15 protein-coding genes are annotated in these 15,047 nt (G+C 70.1%); all 15 read left to right on the top strand.

Annotation, left to right across the window (positions count from 1 at the left end):
* The first annotated feature begins 28 nt into the window (after nt 1–28).
* Entirely contained in the window at nt 29–1,018 is a 990-nt protein-coding gene (gene sbnA / locus AB0I51_RS13535; protein WP_362974506.1) for a 2,3-diaminopropionate biosynthesis protein SbnA, read from the top strand.
* A gap of 66 nt (nt 1,019–1,084) precedes the next feature.
* The gene (locus AB0I51_RS13530) at nt 1,085–2,719 is read left to right on the top strand and encodes an acyl-CoA dehydrogenase family protein (RefSeq protein WP_362974504.1); all 1,635 of its coding nucleotides are present in this window, start codon (nt 1,085–1,087) and stop codon (nt 2,717–2,719) included.
* Nucleotides 2,720–2,925: 206 nt separating this feature from the next.
* Entirely contained in the window at nt 2,926–4,215 is a 1,290-nt protein-coding gene (locus AB0I51_RS13525) for a GAF domain-containing protein (RefSeq protein WP_362974502.1), read from the top strand.
* Nucleotides 4,216–4,384: 169 nt separating this feature from the next.
* Nucleotides 4,385–5,644 carry a hypothetical protein gene (locus AB0I51_RS13520; protein WP_362974500.1) on the top strand — a complete coding sequence of 420 codons (1,260 nt, stop codon included), beginning with the start codon at nt 4,385–4,387 and terminating at the stop codon, nt 5,642–5,644.
* Nucleotides 5,645–5,689: 45 nt separating this feature from the next.
* Nucleotides 5,690–6,262, top strand: coding sequence for a GNAT family N-acetyltransferase (locus AB0I51_RS13515; protein ID WP_362974498.1), 573 nt, complete (start codon nt 5,690–5,692; stop codon nt 6,260–6,262).
* A 127-nt stretch (nt 6,263–6,389) separates the two neighbouring features.
* Nucleotides 6,390–6,473, top strand: a complete 84-nt coding sequence (locus AB0I51_RS13510) for a putative leader peptide (protein WP_309500612.1) — start codon at nt 6,390–6,392, stop codon at nt 6,471–6,473.
* 127 nt (nt 6,474–6,600) lie between these two features.
* Nucleotides 6,601–8,298 (top strand): nitrite/sulfite reductase, encoded by a 1,698-nt coding sequence (locus tag AB0I51_RS13505; RefSeq protein ID WP_362974496.1) that lies wholly within the window; start codon nt 6,601–6,603, stop codon nt 8,296–8,298.
* Nucleotides 8,295–8,474, top strand: coding sequence for a hypothetical protein (locus tag AB0I51_RS13500; RefSeq protein WP_266886620.1), 180 nt, complete (start codon nt 8,295–8,297; stop codon nt 8,472–8,474). Before AB0I51_RS13505 ends, AB0I51_RS13500 begins: the two co-directional genes overlap by 4 nt.
* On the top strand, nt 8,471–9,181 hold the full coding sequence (locus AB0I51_RS13495) for a phosphoadenylyl-sulfate reductase (protein ID WP_362974492.1): 711 nt from the start codon (nt 8,471–8,473) through the stop codon (nt 9,179–9,181). The genes AB0I51_RS13500 and AB0I51_RS13495 overlap by 4 nt, the downstream gene beginning before the upstream one ends.
* Nucleotides 9,178–9,741, top strand: coding sequence for an adenylyl-sulfate kinase (cysC, locus tag AB0I51_RS13490; protein ID WP_362974490.1), 564 nt, complete (start codon nt 9,178–9,180; stop codon nt 9,739–9,741). The genes AB0I51_RS13495 and cysC overlap by 4 nt, the downstream gene beginning before the upstream one ends.
* The gene (cysD, locus tag AB0I51_RS13485) at nt 9,738–10,676 is read left to right on the top strand and encodes a sulfate adenylyltransferase subunit CysD (protein WP_362974488.1); all 939 of its coding nucleotides are present in this window, start codon (nt 9,738–9,740) and stop codon (nt 10,674–10,676) included. Before cysC ends, cysD begins: the two co-directional genes overlap by 4 nt.
* 2 nt (nt 10,677–10,678) lie before the next feature.
* Nucleotides 10,679–12,013, top strand: a complete 1,335-nt coding sequence (locus tag AB0I51_RS13480; RefSeq protein ID WP_362974486.1) for a GTP-binding protein — start codon at nt 10,679–10,681, stop codon at nt 12,011–12,013.
* Nucleotides 12,014–12,248: 235 nt separating this feature from the next.
* On the top strand, nt 12,249–13,361 hold the full coding sequence (locus tag AB0I51_RS13475; RefSeq protein ID WP_362974484.1) for an aliphatic sulfonate ABC transporter substrate-binding protein: 1,113 nt from the start codon (nt 12,249–12,251) through the stop codon (nt 13,359–13,361).
* A gap of 13 nt (nt 13,362–13,374) precedes the next feature.
* The gene (locus AB0I51_RS13470; protein WP_362974482.1) at nt 13,375–14,181 is read left to right on the top strand and encodes an ABC transporter ATP-binding protein; all 807 of its coding nucleotides are present in this window, start codon (nt 13,375–13,377) and stop codon (nt 14,179–14,181) included.
* Nucleotides 14,168–15,046 (top strand): ABC transporter permease, encoded by an 879-nt coding sequence (locus tag AB0I51_RS13465; protein ID WP_362974480.1) that lies wholly within the window; start codon nt 14,168–14,170, stop codon nt 15,044–15,046. Before AB0I51_RS13470 ends, AB0I51_RS13465 begins: the two co-directional genes overlap by 14 nt.
* The last annotated feature ends 1 nt before the right edge of the window (nt 15,047 follow it).

Genomic DNA, 15,047 nt, shown 5'->3' with positions numbered 1-15,047 from the left:
TCGTGGCGCACCACTAGGGGGAAAATACATGGCTGTGATCTCCGATCCCTCGGAGTTCAACGAGGACGAGCTCTACGTCGATCTGCGGGCCTCGCTGGGGCTGCCGCTCTATCTGAAATGCGAGGGGTTCAACTTCGCCGGCTCGATCAAGCTGAAGGCCGCCACCGAGATGGTGGACGCCGCCGAGCGGGACGGCGTCCTGCGGCCCGGCTCGGTGCTGGTCGAGTCGTCGTCCGGGAACCTGGGGGTGGCCCTGAGCGTGATCGCGGCGAGCCGCGGCTACGGCTTCCTCTGTGTGACCGACAGACGGTGCAACCTGCCCACGGTGCGGCTGATGGAGACGCTGGGCAGCCGGGTCCACATCGTCGAGCAGCCGGACGGGCACGGCGGTTTCCTGGGCGCCCGGATCGCGTACGTGCGCGCACTGTGCGCGTCGGACGAGCGGTATGTGTGGCTCAACCAGTACACCAACCAAGGGAACTGGCGGGCCCACTACCGCACCACGGCACCCGCCATCGCCCGCCGGTTCCCGCAGCTCGACGTGCTGTTCGTGGGGGCCGGCACCACCGGGACCCTGATGGGCTGCGCGCGCTGGTTCTGGCAGTGGCGGCGCCGGGTGCGGATCGTCGCGGTGGACGCCGTCGGCTCGGTCACCTTCGGCGGGGAGGCGGGACCCCGGATGATCCCGGGGCTCGGCACCAGCGTGGGGTCGCCCTTCCTCGACGGGTCGTACGTCGACGACGTGATCCATGTCGAGGAGACGGACACCGTGCAGACCTGCCGCCGACTGGCCGCGCGGGGCTTCCTGTTCGGCGGGTCCACCGGCACGGTCGTCAGCGGGGCAGGACAGTGGCTCGCCCGCAACGGCCGGCCGGACCGACGGCACGGCCCGACCGCGGTGGCGATCGCCCCTGACCTGGGCGAACGCTATCTGGACACCGTGTACCGCACGGGCTGGCTGGAGGAGGAGGCGGCGGCCGGGACCGAAATACTGGCGGCCATGTCCCGGTCGGCCTGACGGCGGCGGTGGCTGTTTCGGGGCGAAGATCCGGACCACCGCCGCCCGCCCGGGTAGGTTCCAGCCATGGCACGCAGCACCCACACCGTGACGAACCAGCCTCCCCCGCTGACCGGCTACGACGTCTTCGCCGCCGACCGCGTCCTGACCTCGGCGGTCGAGCGGCACACGCCGCCCGAGCTGCTCACCGAGGTGCGGAACGACCTCTCCGCCCTGGGCCGGGCCGCCGGCTCGGCCCAGGTGCAGGAGTGGGGTGCGCAGGCCAACGACAACCCCCCGGGCCTGCGCACCCACGACCGTTTCGGCAACCGGATCGACGAGGTCGAGTTCCATCCGGCCTGGCACCGGCTGCTCGGCAAGGGCGTGGCGGCGGGGCTGACCAATGCCTGGCGCCGCCCTGCCGGGCATGTCAGGCGGGCCGCCGGTTTCCTGGTCTGGACGCAGGTCGAGGCCGGCAACGGCTGCCCGCTGTCGATGACCCACGCGGTGGTACCCGCCCTGCGCGCCGACCCCGCGCTCGCCGCCGAGTGGGAGCCCCGGCTGACGTCCATGGTCTACGACCGTGAGCTGCGGCCCGCCCACCTGAAGGCCGGGGCGGTCTTCGGGATGGGCATGACGGAGAAGCAGGGCGGCAGCGACGTCCGCGCCAACACGACGGCGGCGCGACCGCTCGCCGAGGACGGGACGTACGAGCTGACCGGCCACAAGTGGTTCTGCTCGGCGCCCATGTCCGACGGTTTCCTCGTGCTGGCGCAGGCGCCCGGCGGGCTCACCTGCTTCCTCGTCCCGCGAGTGCTGGCGGACGGCACCCGCAACGTGTTCCTGCTCCAGCGTCTCAAGGACAAACTGGGCAACCGGTCGAACGCCTCCGCCGAGGTCGAGTTCGACGGGACCTGGGCGCGCCGGGTCGGGGACGAGGGGGCCGGGGTGCGGACCATCATCGGGATGGTCGCGGCGACCCGGCTCGACTGTGTGCTCGGCTCGGCCGGTCTGATGCGGCAGGCCGTCGCGCAGGCCGTCCACCACGCCACGTACCGCGAGGCGTTCGGCGGCAGGCTCCTCGACAAGCCGCTGATGCGCAACGTCCTGGCCGACCTCGCCCTGGAGTCGGAGGCCGCCACCACGCTCGGACTGAGACTCGCGGCGGCCTACGACGACGGCGGTGAACAGGAGCTGGCGTTCCTGCGGTTGGCGGTGCCGGCCGCCAAGTACTGGGTGACCAAGCGCTGTTCGACGGTCGCGGTCGAGGCGGCGGAGTGCCTGGGCGGCAACGGATACGTGGAGGAGTCCGGACTGCCGCGCCTGGTACGGGAGTCACCGCTCAACTCGGTCTGGGAGGGCGCCGGGAACATCCAGGCCCTGGACGTACTGCGGGCGTTGCAGCGGGAGCCCCGGGCGCTGAACGCCTTCCTGGTCGAGGTCGGCAAGGTGCGCGGCGCGGATCACCGGCTGGACGGGGCGACGAAGAACCTGCTGACCGAGTTCGCCGACCTGGACGGCATCGAGGGCCGCGCCCGGCGCGTGGTCGAGCGGATGGCCCTCGTACTCCAGGGGGCGCTGCTCGTCCAGCACGCGCCGCCGGAGGTCGCCGACGCGTTCTGCGCGTCCCGGCTGGGCGGGGACTGGGGTGCCACCTTCGGCACCCTGCCGCCGAGCCTGGACCTGGCGTCGATCGTGGAACGCGCCCGGCCGACGGCCTGAGCCGCAGCGGCACAACGCGAGGGTGGTGCTGCGCCGACACGGCACCACCCTCGCAGCGTGGGACAAGTTTCAGACACGGTACGGCCGTTCACCAGGGTTGCAGAGGGTTGCAACTCGGCGGCCACTGTGTCCGGAGTGTCTCCCTCCGTCACCGCGGGGCGGCACTATAAGAACAACAGTCGATACGGGACCGGAGAGAAGGACCCATGGTGAACCCGCCGGCCGCCCCGACGCAGCACGCCACCGTCGACGCGGCGCGGACGGCACGGATGCTCAGCGACGCCCGGCACACCACGCTCTCCGGACAGCGCGCCCGCACCGCGCCGCGCCCGGTGATCGAGGAGTCCTGGGAGCGCGCACTACGCGGCGGGACCCACCCCGACCACGATCTGCGCACCGGACTGCTCTCCCGCGAGGAGGTCGAACGGCGGCGCGGCGCCAGCCCGTTGCGGCACGTCCTGCCGGTGCTGCGGGAGGGCCTGGTGTCGGTCGCGGACGCCGCCCACCACATCGTGCTGATCGCGGACGACGAAGGCCGGGCGCTGTGGCGCGAGGGCAGCGCGGCCGTGCTGCGCAAGGCCGACGAGGTCGGCATCGAGATCGGCACCGACTGCCGCGAGGACGTCATCGGCCCGAACGGTGTGGGCACCCCGGCGGTCGTACGGCGGCCGGTGCAGGTCTTCGCCGCCGAGCATCTCTCGCGCGCGCTGGCCGCGTTCACCTGCGCGGGCGCCCCGATCACCGACCCCAGGGACGGCCGGCTGATCGGTGTCGTCGATGTCAGCGGTCCGCTGAAGACCCTGCATCCGGCGACCCTCGCCTGGGTCGACTCGGTGGCCAAACTCGCCGAGGCACGGCTGCGCGAGCTGCACATGACCTCACTGGAGCGGCTGCGCGCGGTGGCGGCGCCGATCCTGCCCCGGCTCGGCGGCCAGGCCCTGGTGGTGGACCGGGACGGCTGGACCGCCGCGGTCACCGGAATCCCGTATGTGAAGCGGATCGCGTTGCCCAAATCGCCCTCGGCAGGCCGTCGTTGGCTGCCCTCGCTCGGGCTGTGCTCACTGGAGCCGCTGGCCGGGGGCTGGTTGGTCCGCGTCGCCGACGAACCGGGGCCGCGTGCCGCCACCCGGATCGTCCTCGACCTCGCGCTGCCGCGCCGCTGGTCGGTGACGGTGTCCGGCTGTGCCGGCTCCTGGACCCACGAACTGAGTCCCCGGCACGCCGAGTTGCTCTATCTCCTGGCTCTGCACCGCACCGGCCGCAGCGCGGCGGGCCTGGCCGAGGACATGTTCGGCGACCCCGGCCGCACGGTGACGGTGCGCGCCGAGATGTCGCGGGTACGGCGCTATCTCGGGGCCTTCCTGGAGCACCGGCCCTACCGCTTCTGCGAGGACGCGGAGGTCGAGGTGCTGCTCCCGGACGACCCGCGCGAGTTGCTGCCCTACTCGACTGCACCGGCGGTCGCCAGGGGGCGGAGGCCGGTCCCGGCGCCGTAGCGGACAGGTGGCGCAAAAGACACACCGGACGGCATCTTCCGCATAATTGCGGGGTCTTGCCCATGGGGCGGCCTTGACTGCCGTAGCATCCCTCTACGGGCCACCCCACCTGCTCCCTGGTCAACGCACGGATCACCAGGCGCAGTTGGCTCGCTCCGGGAGGACACTTATGGGTGCACGTGGGCGACATCGCCGGCGCAAGCGGGGCAGGGCGCTGCGAGCGGCGCTGGCCGGGGCCGCGCTCGGCCTCACCGCTGCCGCGACGATGATCAGTGCCTCGCAGGCGACGGTGAGTTCCGATCCCGGGGCGCTGAAGCCGCTCACCTCGGCTTCCGAGCTGGGGAAGTTGGATCTGCGGGAGAATCTTGAGCCGCAGCGGTCACTGGACCGGCTCGCCACCGCGATGGGGCGTCCGGTGGGCGTCGACAGCGTGTTGAAGAGCGCCGACCACACCCTGCGCGACGCCGCCGACTGCACGACGGACGAGAAGGCGGCGCTGCCCGTCGAACCCGCGGCGACCCGCGCGTACTGCTGGGACAGCGGCGACGCGGCCGACCCGGCGTGGACCCCGCGCTCGGTGACCACCTCGGGCGACGCCGACGAGGACGGCTGGTGGGGCTCGAACCGCGTGATCCTCTCCGGCTGGACCGCCAACAGCCGCGGCCTGGCCAAGGTCGCCTTCGTGAACGCAGGCGACCCCACCAATCTCACCTACACCTGGGCTCTCCTCGCCGTACCGACCGACGGCGGGCGCGACTACCGCGGGCTCGTCTCCAAGGTCTCCGGCATGGTCTGGTACCAGGACAAGCTCCTGGTCACCACCAGCAGCGGGAACCGCGCCGCCTTGTACGTGTACGACATGAACCGCATCCAGCGCGCCACGGTGACGGCCTCCGCGGTCGGCCGGGTGCGCGAGGGCTGGTCGGCCGCCGGGTACCGGTATGTGCTGCCCGCGGTCGGGTCGTACCGGCTGACCGGTGACAGCTCCGCCACCGGACCCGTCGGACTCTCACTCGACCGCAGCACGGTGCCGGACAGTCTGGTCGCGAGCGGCGGAAAGCGGCTGTGGCGCTATCCCTTCAGCCTGGACCCGGCGCGGCCGGGGCTGCTCGCCACCGACTCGGCGGGGCGCGCGGTGCCCGAGGAGGCGTACGCGACGAAGATCACCGGCGTCGAGGGCGTGCTCTCGTACGGGTCCGCCTGGTATCTGGGCGGCGCGGCCGGGGAGCAGAGCGGGCACGGCTCGCTGTGGCGGCAGGACGCGAAGGACGCGTGGGCCACCGAGTGCGGGGCCGACGAGACGCATCAGTGCTGGAGCGCGCAGACCGACTCCCTCTCCTACTGGCAGGAAACGGGCGAGGTCTGGTCGGTGTCCGGCCGGATGCTGTTCGCACTGCCGCTGACCTCGATCGACCGCTCGCTCGATTGATCCACTGATCGACAGATCACCCGGCCGGATGATTCCCTGACGGGCATGACGAACACCCCCGTGACCACCTGGTCCCTGGAGCAGACCGATCCGCGCGACCTCCTCCCGGCCATCACGCCGGACGGAGACGTGCGGATCGTCCGCGCCGAGGCGCCCTCCGCCGAGTTCAGCCGCTTTCTGTACACGTCCGTGGGCGGGGACATCCTCTGGATCGACCGGCTCGGCTGGACGTTCGCACAGTGGCAGAAGTACCTGGACCGGCCGGGCATGGAGACCTGGGTCGTGTACGACCGGGGCACCCCCGCCGGGTACATGGAACTGGACGCACAGGACGACGGCGTCGTCGAGATCGTGTACTTCGGACTGATCCCCGCCTTCCGCGGCCGGCGCCTCGGCGGCCACCTCCTCTCCTACGGCACCGCCCGCGCCTGGGACCTCGCGGACCGCTGGCCGGGGCGGGCGCCGACCAGTCGGGTGTGGGTGCATACCTGCAGCCTGGACGGGGTGCACGCGATGGACAACTACCAGCGCCGGGGCTTCAGGCTCTTCGACACGCAGGTCGAGGAAGTGACGCTGGTGACCACGCCGGGCCCCTGGCCCGGGGCCTACCCGGTCTGACCTGCGCCGACAAGACCGCGCGCACGTCATGTGACTGATCACACCCTCGTCTCACATACCGGGACCAGGGTGTCCGCATGGCGGACGAAGCTGGACTGTGTCCAGATCGCCGTGACACGCTTCCGTCATGTCTGGAACTGGGATTGCCTTGGTGAGTCGGCGGCACGTCGACCTCGGCCGCATGTCCAGCGCCATCTGTCCGGCGGGCTAGCCGAGCCGCAACCCCCCGGAATTCCCGTATCTGCCCCATCCTGCGCAAAGACGCGCACGTATGCCCGCATGCGCCCGTACGCGCAGGTCAGAGCCGATCACCCGCCTGTCCCGGAGGACGTAGAACCATGGCCGCCACCCCTGAGAACCCTGCAGCCGCAGCGCCCCGCCGCAAGGTGAGCCGTCACCGCGGTGAGGGTCAGTGGGCCGCCGGACACTTCACTCCGCTCAACGGCAACGAGCAGTTCAAGAAGGACGACGACGGTCTCAATGTACGGACACGCATTGAGACGATCTACTCCAAGCGCGGGTTCGACTCGATCGACCCGAACGACCTGCGCGGCCGTATGCGCTGGTGGGGGCTGTACACCCAGCGCAAGCCCGGGATCGACGGCGGCAAGACCGCGATCCTGGAGCCGGAGGAGCTCGACGACAAGTACTTCATGCTGCGCGTCCGTATCGACGGCGGCCGGCTCACCACGGACCAGCTGCGGGTGATCGGCGAGATCTCGCAGGAGTTCGCGCGCGGCACGGCCGACCTCACCGACCGGCAGAACGTGCAGTACCACTGGATCCGCATCGAGGACGTGCCCGAGATCTGGAACCGCCTGGAGGCGGTCGGTCTCTCCACCACCGAGGCCTGCGGCGACACTCCCCGCACCATCCTCGGCTCGCCCGTCGCCGGTATCGCCGAGGACGAGATCGTCGACGGCACGTCGGCGATCGACGAGATCCATCGCCTCTACATCGGCAACAAGGAATTCTCCAACCTGCCGCGCAAGTTCAAGACGGCGATCTCCGGCTCCCCGCTGCTCGACGTCGCCCACGAGATCAACGACATCGCGTTCGTCGGCGTCAACCACCCCGAGCACGGCCCCGGTTTCGACCTGTGGGTCGGCGGCGGCCTGTCCACCAACCCGAAGATCGGCGTCCGGCTCGGCGCCTGGGTCCCGCTGGACGAGGTCCCGGACGTGTGGGCCGGCGTGATCGGCATCTTCCGCGACTACGGCTACCGGCGGCTGCGCACCCGCGCCCGCCTGAAGTTCCTCGTCGCCGACTGGGGCCAGGAGAAGTTCCGCCAGGTCCTGGAGGACGAGTACCTCAAGCGCAAGCTGGTCGACGGTCCCGCCCCCGCGCAGCCGGTCCAGCGCTGGCGCGACCACGTCGGCGTCCACCGCCAGAACGACGGCCTGTTCTACGTCGGTTTCGCCCCGCGCGTCGGCCGCGTCGACGGCACCACGCTCACCAAGATCGCCGAACTGGCCCAGGCGCACGGCTCGGGCCGGCTGCGTACGACCGTCGAGCAGAAGATGATCGTGCTCGACGTCGAGGAGAGCCGGATCGATTCGCTGGTGGAGGGCCTGGAGGCACTGGGCCTGACCGCGAAGCCGTCTCCCTTCCGGCGCGGGACCATGGCCTGCACCGGCATCGAGTACTGCAAGCTCGCGATCGTCGAGACCAAGCAGCGCGGCATCACGCTCATCGACGAACTGGAGCGCCGCATCCCGGAGTTCGACGAGCCGATCACCATCAACATCAACGGCTGCCCGAACGCCTGCGCCCGTATCCAGGTCGCGGACATCGGTCTCAAGGGCCAGTTGGTCCTCAACGACCAGGGCGAGCAGGTCGAGGGTTTCCAGGTGCACCTCGGCGGCGCCCTCGGTCTGGAGGCCGGCTTCGGCCGCAAGGTCCGTGGCCTGAAGGTCACTTCGGAGGAACTCCCCGACTACGTCGAGCGGGTCCTCACCCGGTTCCAGCAGGAGCGCGAGGACGGCGAGCGCTTCGCCACCTGGGCCACGCGCGCCAGCGAGGAGGCCCTCTCATGAGTGAGCGGGCGGCCCCCTTCTACTGCCCCTACTGCGGCGACGAGGACCTGCGTCCGAGCGAGCAGGGCCACGGCGCATGGGAATGCGCGGCATGCAATCGGGCCTTTCAGCTGAAGTTCCTCGGGCTCCTCGCCCGGGGTCTCCAGCAGACCGACGCAGGGGGAGAACAGATATGACGACGACTCAGAAAGCGCGCCCCACCGACGACTTGAAGGCCCTCGCCGAGCAGGCGGGCCGCGACCTGGAGGACGCCTCCGCCCTGGAGATCCTCCAGTGGGCGGTGAAGACCTTCGGCAAGCAGTTCTGTGTGACCTCCTCGATGGAGGACGCGGTGGTCGCCCACCTCGCCTCCCGCGCCATGCCCGGCGTCGACGTGGTGTTCCTCGACACCGGGTACCACTTCCCGGAGACCATCGGCACCCGCGACGCGGTCGAGGCCGTGATGGACGTCAACGTCATCACGCTCACCCCGCGTCAGACGGTCGCCGAGCAGGACGCCGAGTACGGCCCCCGACTGCACGACCGCGACCCGGACCTGTGCTGCAAGCTGCGCAAGGTCCAGCCGCTGGAGCAGGGCCTGACCAAGTACGCGGCCTGGGCGACCGGGCTGCGCCGCGACGAGTCCCCGACCCGGGCGAACACCCCGGTCGTCGGCTGGGACGAGAAGCGCCAGAAGGTCAAGATCTCCCCCATCGCCCGCTGGACCCAGGACGACGTGGACGCCTACGTCGCCGAACACGGCGTCCTCACCAACCCGTTGCTGATGGACGGCTACGCGTCCGTCGGCTGCGCGCCCTGCACCCGCCGGGTCCTCGCGGGCGAGGACGCGCGCGCCGGCCGCTGGGCGGGGCGCGGGAAGACCGAGTGCGGGCTGCACGAATGACCATCACCCAGAAGGAGTTGCACGTGACGACCGGAGCCACCGTCTGGCTCACGGGTCTGCCGAGTGCCGGCAAGACCACCATCGCGTACGAGCTGGCAGGCCGGCTGCGCGAGGAGGGCCACCTCGTCGAGGTGCTCGACGGCGACGAGATCCGCGAGTTCATCTCGGCGGGCCTCGGCTTCAGCCGCGAGGACCGGCACACCAACGTGCAGCGCATCGGCTTCCTCGCCGAACTGCTCGCCCGCAACGGCGTCAAGGCGCTCGTCCCGGTCATCGCGCCGTACAGCGACAGCCGCGAGGCCGTCCGCAAGCGGCACCAGGAGAGCGGCGCCGCCTACATCGAGGTGCATGTGGCGACCCCGGTCGACGTGTGCTCCGTACGCGATGTGAAGGGTCTCTACGCCAAGCAGGCCGCCGGTGAACTCACCGGGCTCACCGGGGTCGACGACCCGTACGAGGAGCCCGAGTCGCCGGACCTGCGGATCGAGTCGCAGCACCAGACCGTGCAGGAGTCGGCAGCGGCACTCCACGCGCTGCTCACCGAGAGGGGACTGGCATGACGGCGACCGTCGCCAAGACCGACGAGGGTACGGACACGCCGTACGCCCTCTCGCACCTGGACGCCCTCGAGTCCGAGGCGGTGCACATCTTCCGTGAGGTGGCGGGTGAGTTCGAGCGGCCGGTGATCCTCTTCTCCGGCGGCAAGGACTCCATCGTCATGCTGCACCTGGCGCTGAAGGCGTTCGCTCCCGCGCCCGTTCCCTTCTCGCTGCTGCACGTGGACACCGGACACAACTTCCCCGAGGTCCTGGAGTACCGGGACCGCACGGTCGAGAAGCACGGGCTGCGCCTCCATGTGGCCTCCGTACAGGACTACATCGACCGCGGTGTGCTGCGCGAACGGCCCGACGGAACCCGCAACCCGCTCCAGACCCTGCCGCTCACCGAGAAGATCCAGGCCGAGAAGTTCGACGCGGTCTTCGGTGGCGGCCGTCGCGACGAGGAGAAGGCCCGGGCCAAGGAGCGGGTGTTCAGCCTCCGGGACGAGTTCTCGCAGTGGGACCCGCGCCGGCAGCGGCCCGAGCTGTGGAACCTCTACAACGGGCGGCACGCGCCCGGCGAGCACGTCCGCGTCTTCCCGCTCTCCAACTGGACCGAGCTGGACGTCTGGCAGTACATCGCCCGCGAGGGCATCGAGCTGCCCGACATCTACTTCGCGCACGAGCGTGAGGTGTTCGCACGTGGCGGTATGTGGCTGACCGCCGGCGAGTGGGGCGGGCCCAAGGCGGACGAGACCGTGGAGAAGCGGCTCATCCGGTACCGGACCGTCGGTGACATGTCGTGCACCGGTGCGGTCGACTCCGACGCGGTGACGCTGGAGCAGGTCATCACCGAGATCGCCGCCTCCCGGCTGACCGAGCGGGGCGCCACGCGTGCCGACGACAAGCTGTCCGAGGCCGCGATGGAAGACCGCAAGCGCGAGGGGTACTTCTAACCATGAGCACCATCACGACCGAGGAACTCTCGGCCACCACGCTGCTGCGGTTCGCCACGGCGGGCTCCGTCGACGACGGCAAGTCCACGCTCGTAGGACGGCTGTTGCACGACTCCAAGTCGGTCCTGACCGATCAACTCGAAGCCGTACAGCGGGTGTCGGCCGACCGCGGCCAGGACGCACCCGACCTCGCGCTGCTCACCGACGGCCTGCGCGCCGAACGGGAACAGGGCATCACCATCGACGTGGCGTACCGCTACTTCGCCACGCCCAAGCGCCGGTTCATCCTCGCCGACACTCCGGGCCATGTGCAGTACACCCGCAACATGGTGACGGGTGCCTCCACCGCCGAGCTGACGGTGGTCCTCGTCGACGCCCGCAACGGTGTCGTCGAGCAGACCCGGCGGCACGCGGCGATCGCCGCGCTGCTGCGGGTGCCGCACGTGGTGCTGGCGGTCAACAAGATGGACCTCGTCGAGTACAAGGAGTCCGTGTTCGCCGCGATCGCCGAGGAGTTCACGGCGTACGCGAGCGAGCTGGGTGTCCCGGAGATCACCGCGATCCCGATCTCGGCGCTGGCCGGGGACAACGTGGTGGACCCGTCCGCGAACATGGACTGGTACGGCGGGCCGACCTTCCTGGAGCACCTGGAGTCGGTGCCGGTCGCCCACGATCTGAGCCACTGCCACGCGCGGCTGCCCGTGCAGTACGTGATCCGGCCGCAGAGCGCCGACCTCCCGGACTACCGGGGGTACGCGGGTCAGATCGCGGCCGGTACGTTCCGGGTCGGCGAGTCCGTGACGGTGCTGCCGTCCGGGCGGGCCACGAAGATCTCCGGTATCGACCTGCTCGGCAAGCCGGTCCGGGCCGCCTGGACCACGCAGTCGGTGACCCTCCTGCTGGAGGACGACATCGACATCTCGCGCGGCGATCTCATCGTGCCCAGCAAGGACGCCCCGGCGACCACGCAGGACATCGAGGCGACCGTCTGCCATGTCGCCGACCAGCCGCTGACCGTGGGCCACCGGGTCCTCCTCAAGCACGGCACCCGCACGGTCAAGGCGATCGTGAAGGACATCCCGTCCCGCCTCACACTCGACGACCTGTCCCTGCACCCGCACCCGGGACAGCTCGTCGCCAACGACATCGGCCGCGTGAAGATCCGCACCGCGGAACCGCTGCCGGTGGACTCGTACGCGGACTCGCGCCGTACGGGCTCGTTCATCCTGATCGACCCGGCGGACGGCACCACGCTCACCGCCGGCATGATCGGCGAGTCGTTCGCGGCGCCGGAGCCCGTCAAGGACGGTACCGACGACGACGGTTGGGACTTCTGACATGACGTCCCGGGACATCTACTCCACGTTCGCGAAGGAGGGCGGCCGGGTCGGCAGCGGCGCCCTCGGCAGCGGGCAGGGCGGAGTCGCGCGATGTGCGGGTTGACGTACGCGCACCGCCTGCGCGCCCCGTCCCCCCACCCGCCGTCCCGGAAGCGACGACGAAAACCTGCCGACCTCCCGGCCACGACCTGAGAGACCGTGACCAGCCGGGCCAACGAGAGGAACACCTCCCGTGCCTGCCAACCGCTCAACTCTTCTGCGCCGCGGCACAGCCGTGGTCGCCGCGCTCCCTCTGCTCGCCCTCGCCGCGTGCGGTTACGGGTCGGAGTCCAAGAGCACCAACTCCAAGGAGAAGGTCGCCGCCGGGTCCTCGGAGATCGACGGTCTCGCCTCCGTGAAGATCGGCTACTTCGGCAACCTCACCCACTCGACCGCGCTGGTCGGCCGTGAACAGGGCCTCTTCCAGAAGGAACTGGGCGCCACCAAGGCCGAGTACGCGACCTTCAACGCCGGACCGTCCGAGATCGAGGCGCTCAACTCGGGCTCCATCGACATAGGCTGGATCGGCCCCTCCCCGGCGATCAACGGCTACACCAAGTCCGACGGCAAGAGCCTGAAGATCATCGGCGGTTCGGCCTCGGGCGGCGTGAAGCTCGTCGTCAACCCGAAGAAGATCAAGTCCCTGAAGGACGTCAAGGGCAAGAAGATCGCGACGCCTCAGCTGGGCAACACGCAGGACGTGGCGTTCCTCAACTGGATCGCGGACCAGGGCTGGAAGGTCGACGCGCAGAGCGGCAAGGGTGACGTCACCGTCGTCCGCACCGACAACAAGATCACGCCGGACGCCTTCAAGGCCGGTTCGATCGACGGCGCCTGGGTGCCGGAGCCGACCGCGTCGAAGCTGGTCGCCGAGGGCGGCAAGGTACTGCTCGACGAGTCGACGCTGTGGCCCGACAAGAAGTTCGTGATCACGAACATCATCGTGTCGCAGAAGTTCCTGAAGGCGCACCCGAAGGTCGTCGAGGCGGTGCTGAAGGGCTCGGTCGCGGCCAACAAGTGGATCAACGCCAACCCGACCGAGGCGAAGGCCGCGGCGAACAAGCAGCTGGAGGCCGACTCCGGCAAGGCGCTGCCCGCCAACGTCCTGGACCCGGCGTGGAGTTCGATCCAGTTCACCAACGACCCGCTGGCCTCGACCCTCAACACCGAGGCGGCGCACGCAGTGAAGGCCGGCCTGCTGGAGAAGCCCGACCTGAGCGGCATCTACGACCTCACGCTCCTCAACAAGGTCCTCAAGGCCGACGGTGAGAGCACGGTCGACGCCGCCGGTCTCGGCACGAACTGATCGAGGGATCCCGATGACTTCCCAGGAGGTGACGACCATGGCCACGACCCTCGCCAAGGAGACCATTGCGTCGGTCGAGCACGCGGCACGCCTTGAGCACGTCTCGAAGTCCTTCGCGACGCCGGGCGGTCAGCAGCTCGTCCTGGACGACATCACCATCGATGTCGCGCCCGGCGAGTTCGTCACCCTCCTGGGGGCCTCGGGCTGCGGCAAGTCCACCCTGCTGAACCTGGTGGCGGGCCTCGACAGGCCCACCACCGGGTCCATCACCACGGACGGCCGCCCCGCCCTGATGTTCCAGGAGCACGCCCTGTTCCCCTGGCTCACCGCGGGCAAGAACATCGAACTCGCCCTGAAACTCAGGGGAGTTCCGAAGGACGAGCGACGCGGCCGGACCGAGGAACTGCTCGAACTGGTCCGGCTGCCGGGCGCGTACGGCAAGCGGGTGCACGAACTGTCCGGCGGTATGCGACAGCGCGTCGCCATGGCCCGCGCGCTCGCCCAGGAGAGCCGCATCCTGCTGATGGACGAGCCGTTCGCGGCCCTGGACGCCATCACGCGGGACGTCCTGCACGACGAACTGACGCGTATCTGGGGCGAGACGGGGCTCTCGGTCCTGTTCGTCACGCACAACGTGCGCGAGGCGGTACGGCTGGCCCAGCGGGTGATCCTGCTGTCCTCGCGGCCCGGCCGGATCGCCCGCGAGTGGACGGTCGACATCCCGCAGCCGCGCCGCATCGAGGACGCGCCCGTGGCCGAACTGTCCCTTGAGATCACCGATGTACTGCGTGGGGAGATCCGCCGTCATGGCCAGCACTGAGACGACGACGGTCAAGGACGCCGGGAGCGTCGAGGCCGGCCTCGACGCCCTGGAGACCACGGTCACCGGCCGTCCGACCTTCCGGCAGACCTTCGTCAACAAGATCTTCCCGCCGATCGTCGCCCTCGCGGTGGTCATGGTCGTCTGGCTGATCCTGACCCCGATCGTCGACGACCCGAGCAAGCTGCCCTCACCGGGCGCCGTCGGCACCGAGTTCAAGAACGCCTGGCTGCAGGGCGACCTCCTCGGCTACATCTGGACCAGCGTCTCGCGCGGTCTGCTGGGCTTCTTCTTCGCGCTGCTCATCGGCACCCCGCTGGGACTGGTGGTCGCGCGGGTGAAGTTCGTCCGCGCGGCGATCGGTCCGATCCTGTCCGGCCTCCAGTCGCTGCCGTCGGTGGCGTGGGTGCCGCCGGCCGTGATCTGGCTGGGCCTGAACAACTCGATGATGTACGCGGTCATCCTGCTCGGCGCGGTCCCCTCCATCGCCAACGGCCTGGTGTCCGGCGTCGACCAGGTGCCACCGCTGTTCCTGCGCGCGGGCCGCACGATGGGCGCGACCGGCGTCAAGGGCATCTGGCACGTCACACTGCCCGCCGCGCTCCCCGGCTATGTGGCGGGCCTGAAGCAGGGCTGGGCGTTCTCCTGGCGCTCGCTGATGGCGGCCGAGATCATCGCCCAGTTCCCGGACCTGGGCGTGGGTCTCGGCCAGCTGCTGGAGAACGGCCGTACCAACAGCGACATGGCGATGGTCTTCGAGGCCATCATCCTGATCCTGTTCGTCGGTATCGCCATCGACCTGCTGATCTTCAGCCCGCTGGAGCGGTGGGTGCTGCGCAGCCGCGGTCTGCTGGTGAAGAGCTGAG

Source organism: Streptomyces sp. NPDC050549 (assembly GCF_040655035.1).
GTDB lineage: Bacteria > Actinomycetota > Actinomycetes > Streptomycetales > Streptomycetaceae > Streptomyces.
The sequence above is the reverse complement of the archived record's forward strand: the minus strand, read 5'-3'. Positions and strand labels throughout refer to the sequence as shown.

Bases quoted from the DNA above. Each gene is read 5' to 3' on its own strand.
- AB0I51_RS13480 (WP_362974486.1), top strand. From the start codon at position 10,679: ATGAGCACCATCACGACCGAGGAACTCTCGGCCACCACGCTGCTGCGG.
- cysC (WP_362974490.1), top strand. From the start codon at position 9,178: ATGACCATCACCCAGAAGGAGTTGCACGTGACGACCGGAGCCACCGTC.
- AB0I51_RS13505 (WP_362974496.1), top strand. From the start codon at position 6,601: ATGGCCGCCACCCCTGAGAACCCTGCAGCCGCAGCGCCCCGCCGCAAG.
- AB0I51_RS13465 (WP_362974480.1), top strand. From the start codon at position 14,168: ATGGCCAGCACTGAGACGACGACGGTCAAGGACGCCGGGAGCGTCGAG.
- AB0I51_RS13500 (WP_266886620.1), top strand. From the start codon at position 8,295: ATGAGTGAGCGGGCGGCCCCCTTCTACTGCCCCTACTGCGGCGACGAG.
- AB0I51_RS13530 (WP_362974504.1), top strand. From the start codon at position 1,085: ATGGCACGCAGCACCCACACCGTGACGAACCAGCCTCCCCCGCTGACC.
- AB0I51_RS13495 (WP_362974492.1), top strand. From the start codon at position 8,471: ATGACGACGACTCAGAAAGCGCGCCCCACCGACGACTTGAAGGCCCTC.
- AB0I51_RS13520 (WP_362974500.1), top strand. From the start codon at position 4,385: ATGGGTGCACGTGGGCGACATCGCCGGCGCAAGCGGGGCAGGGCGCTG.
- AB0I51_RS13525 (WP_362974502.1), top strand. From the start codon at position 2,926: ATGGTGAACCCGCCGGCCGCCCCGACGCAGCACGCCACCGTCGACGCG.
- AB0I51_RS13470 (WP_362974482.1), top strand. From the start codon at position 13,375: ATGACTTCCCAGGAGGTGACGACCATGGCCACGACCCTCGCCAAGGAG.
- AB0I51_RS13515 (WP_362974498.1), top strand. From the start codon at position 5,690: ATGACGAACACCCCCGTGACCACCTGGTCCCTGGAGCAGACCGATCCG.
- sbnA (WP_362974506.1), top strand. From the start codon at position 29: ATGGCTGTGATCTCCGATCCCTCGGAGTTCAACGAGGACGAGCTCTAC.
- cysD (WP_362974488.1), top strand. From the start codon at position 9,738: ATGACGGCGACCGTCGCCAAGACCGACGAGGGTACGGACACGCCGTAC.
- AB0I51_RS13510 (WP_309500612.1), top strand. From the start codon at position 6,390: ATGTCTGGAACTGGGATTGCCTTGGTGAGTCGGCGGCACGTCGACCTC.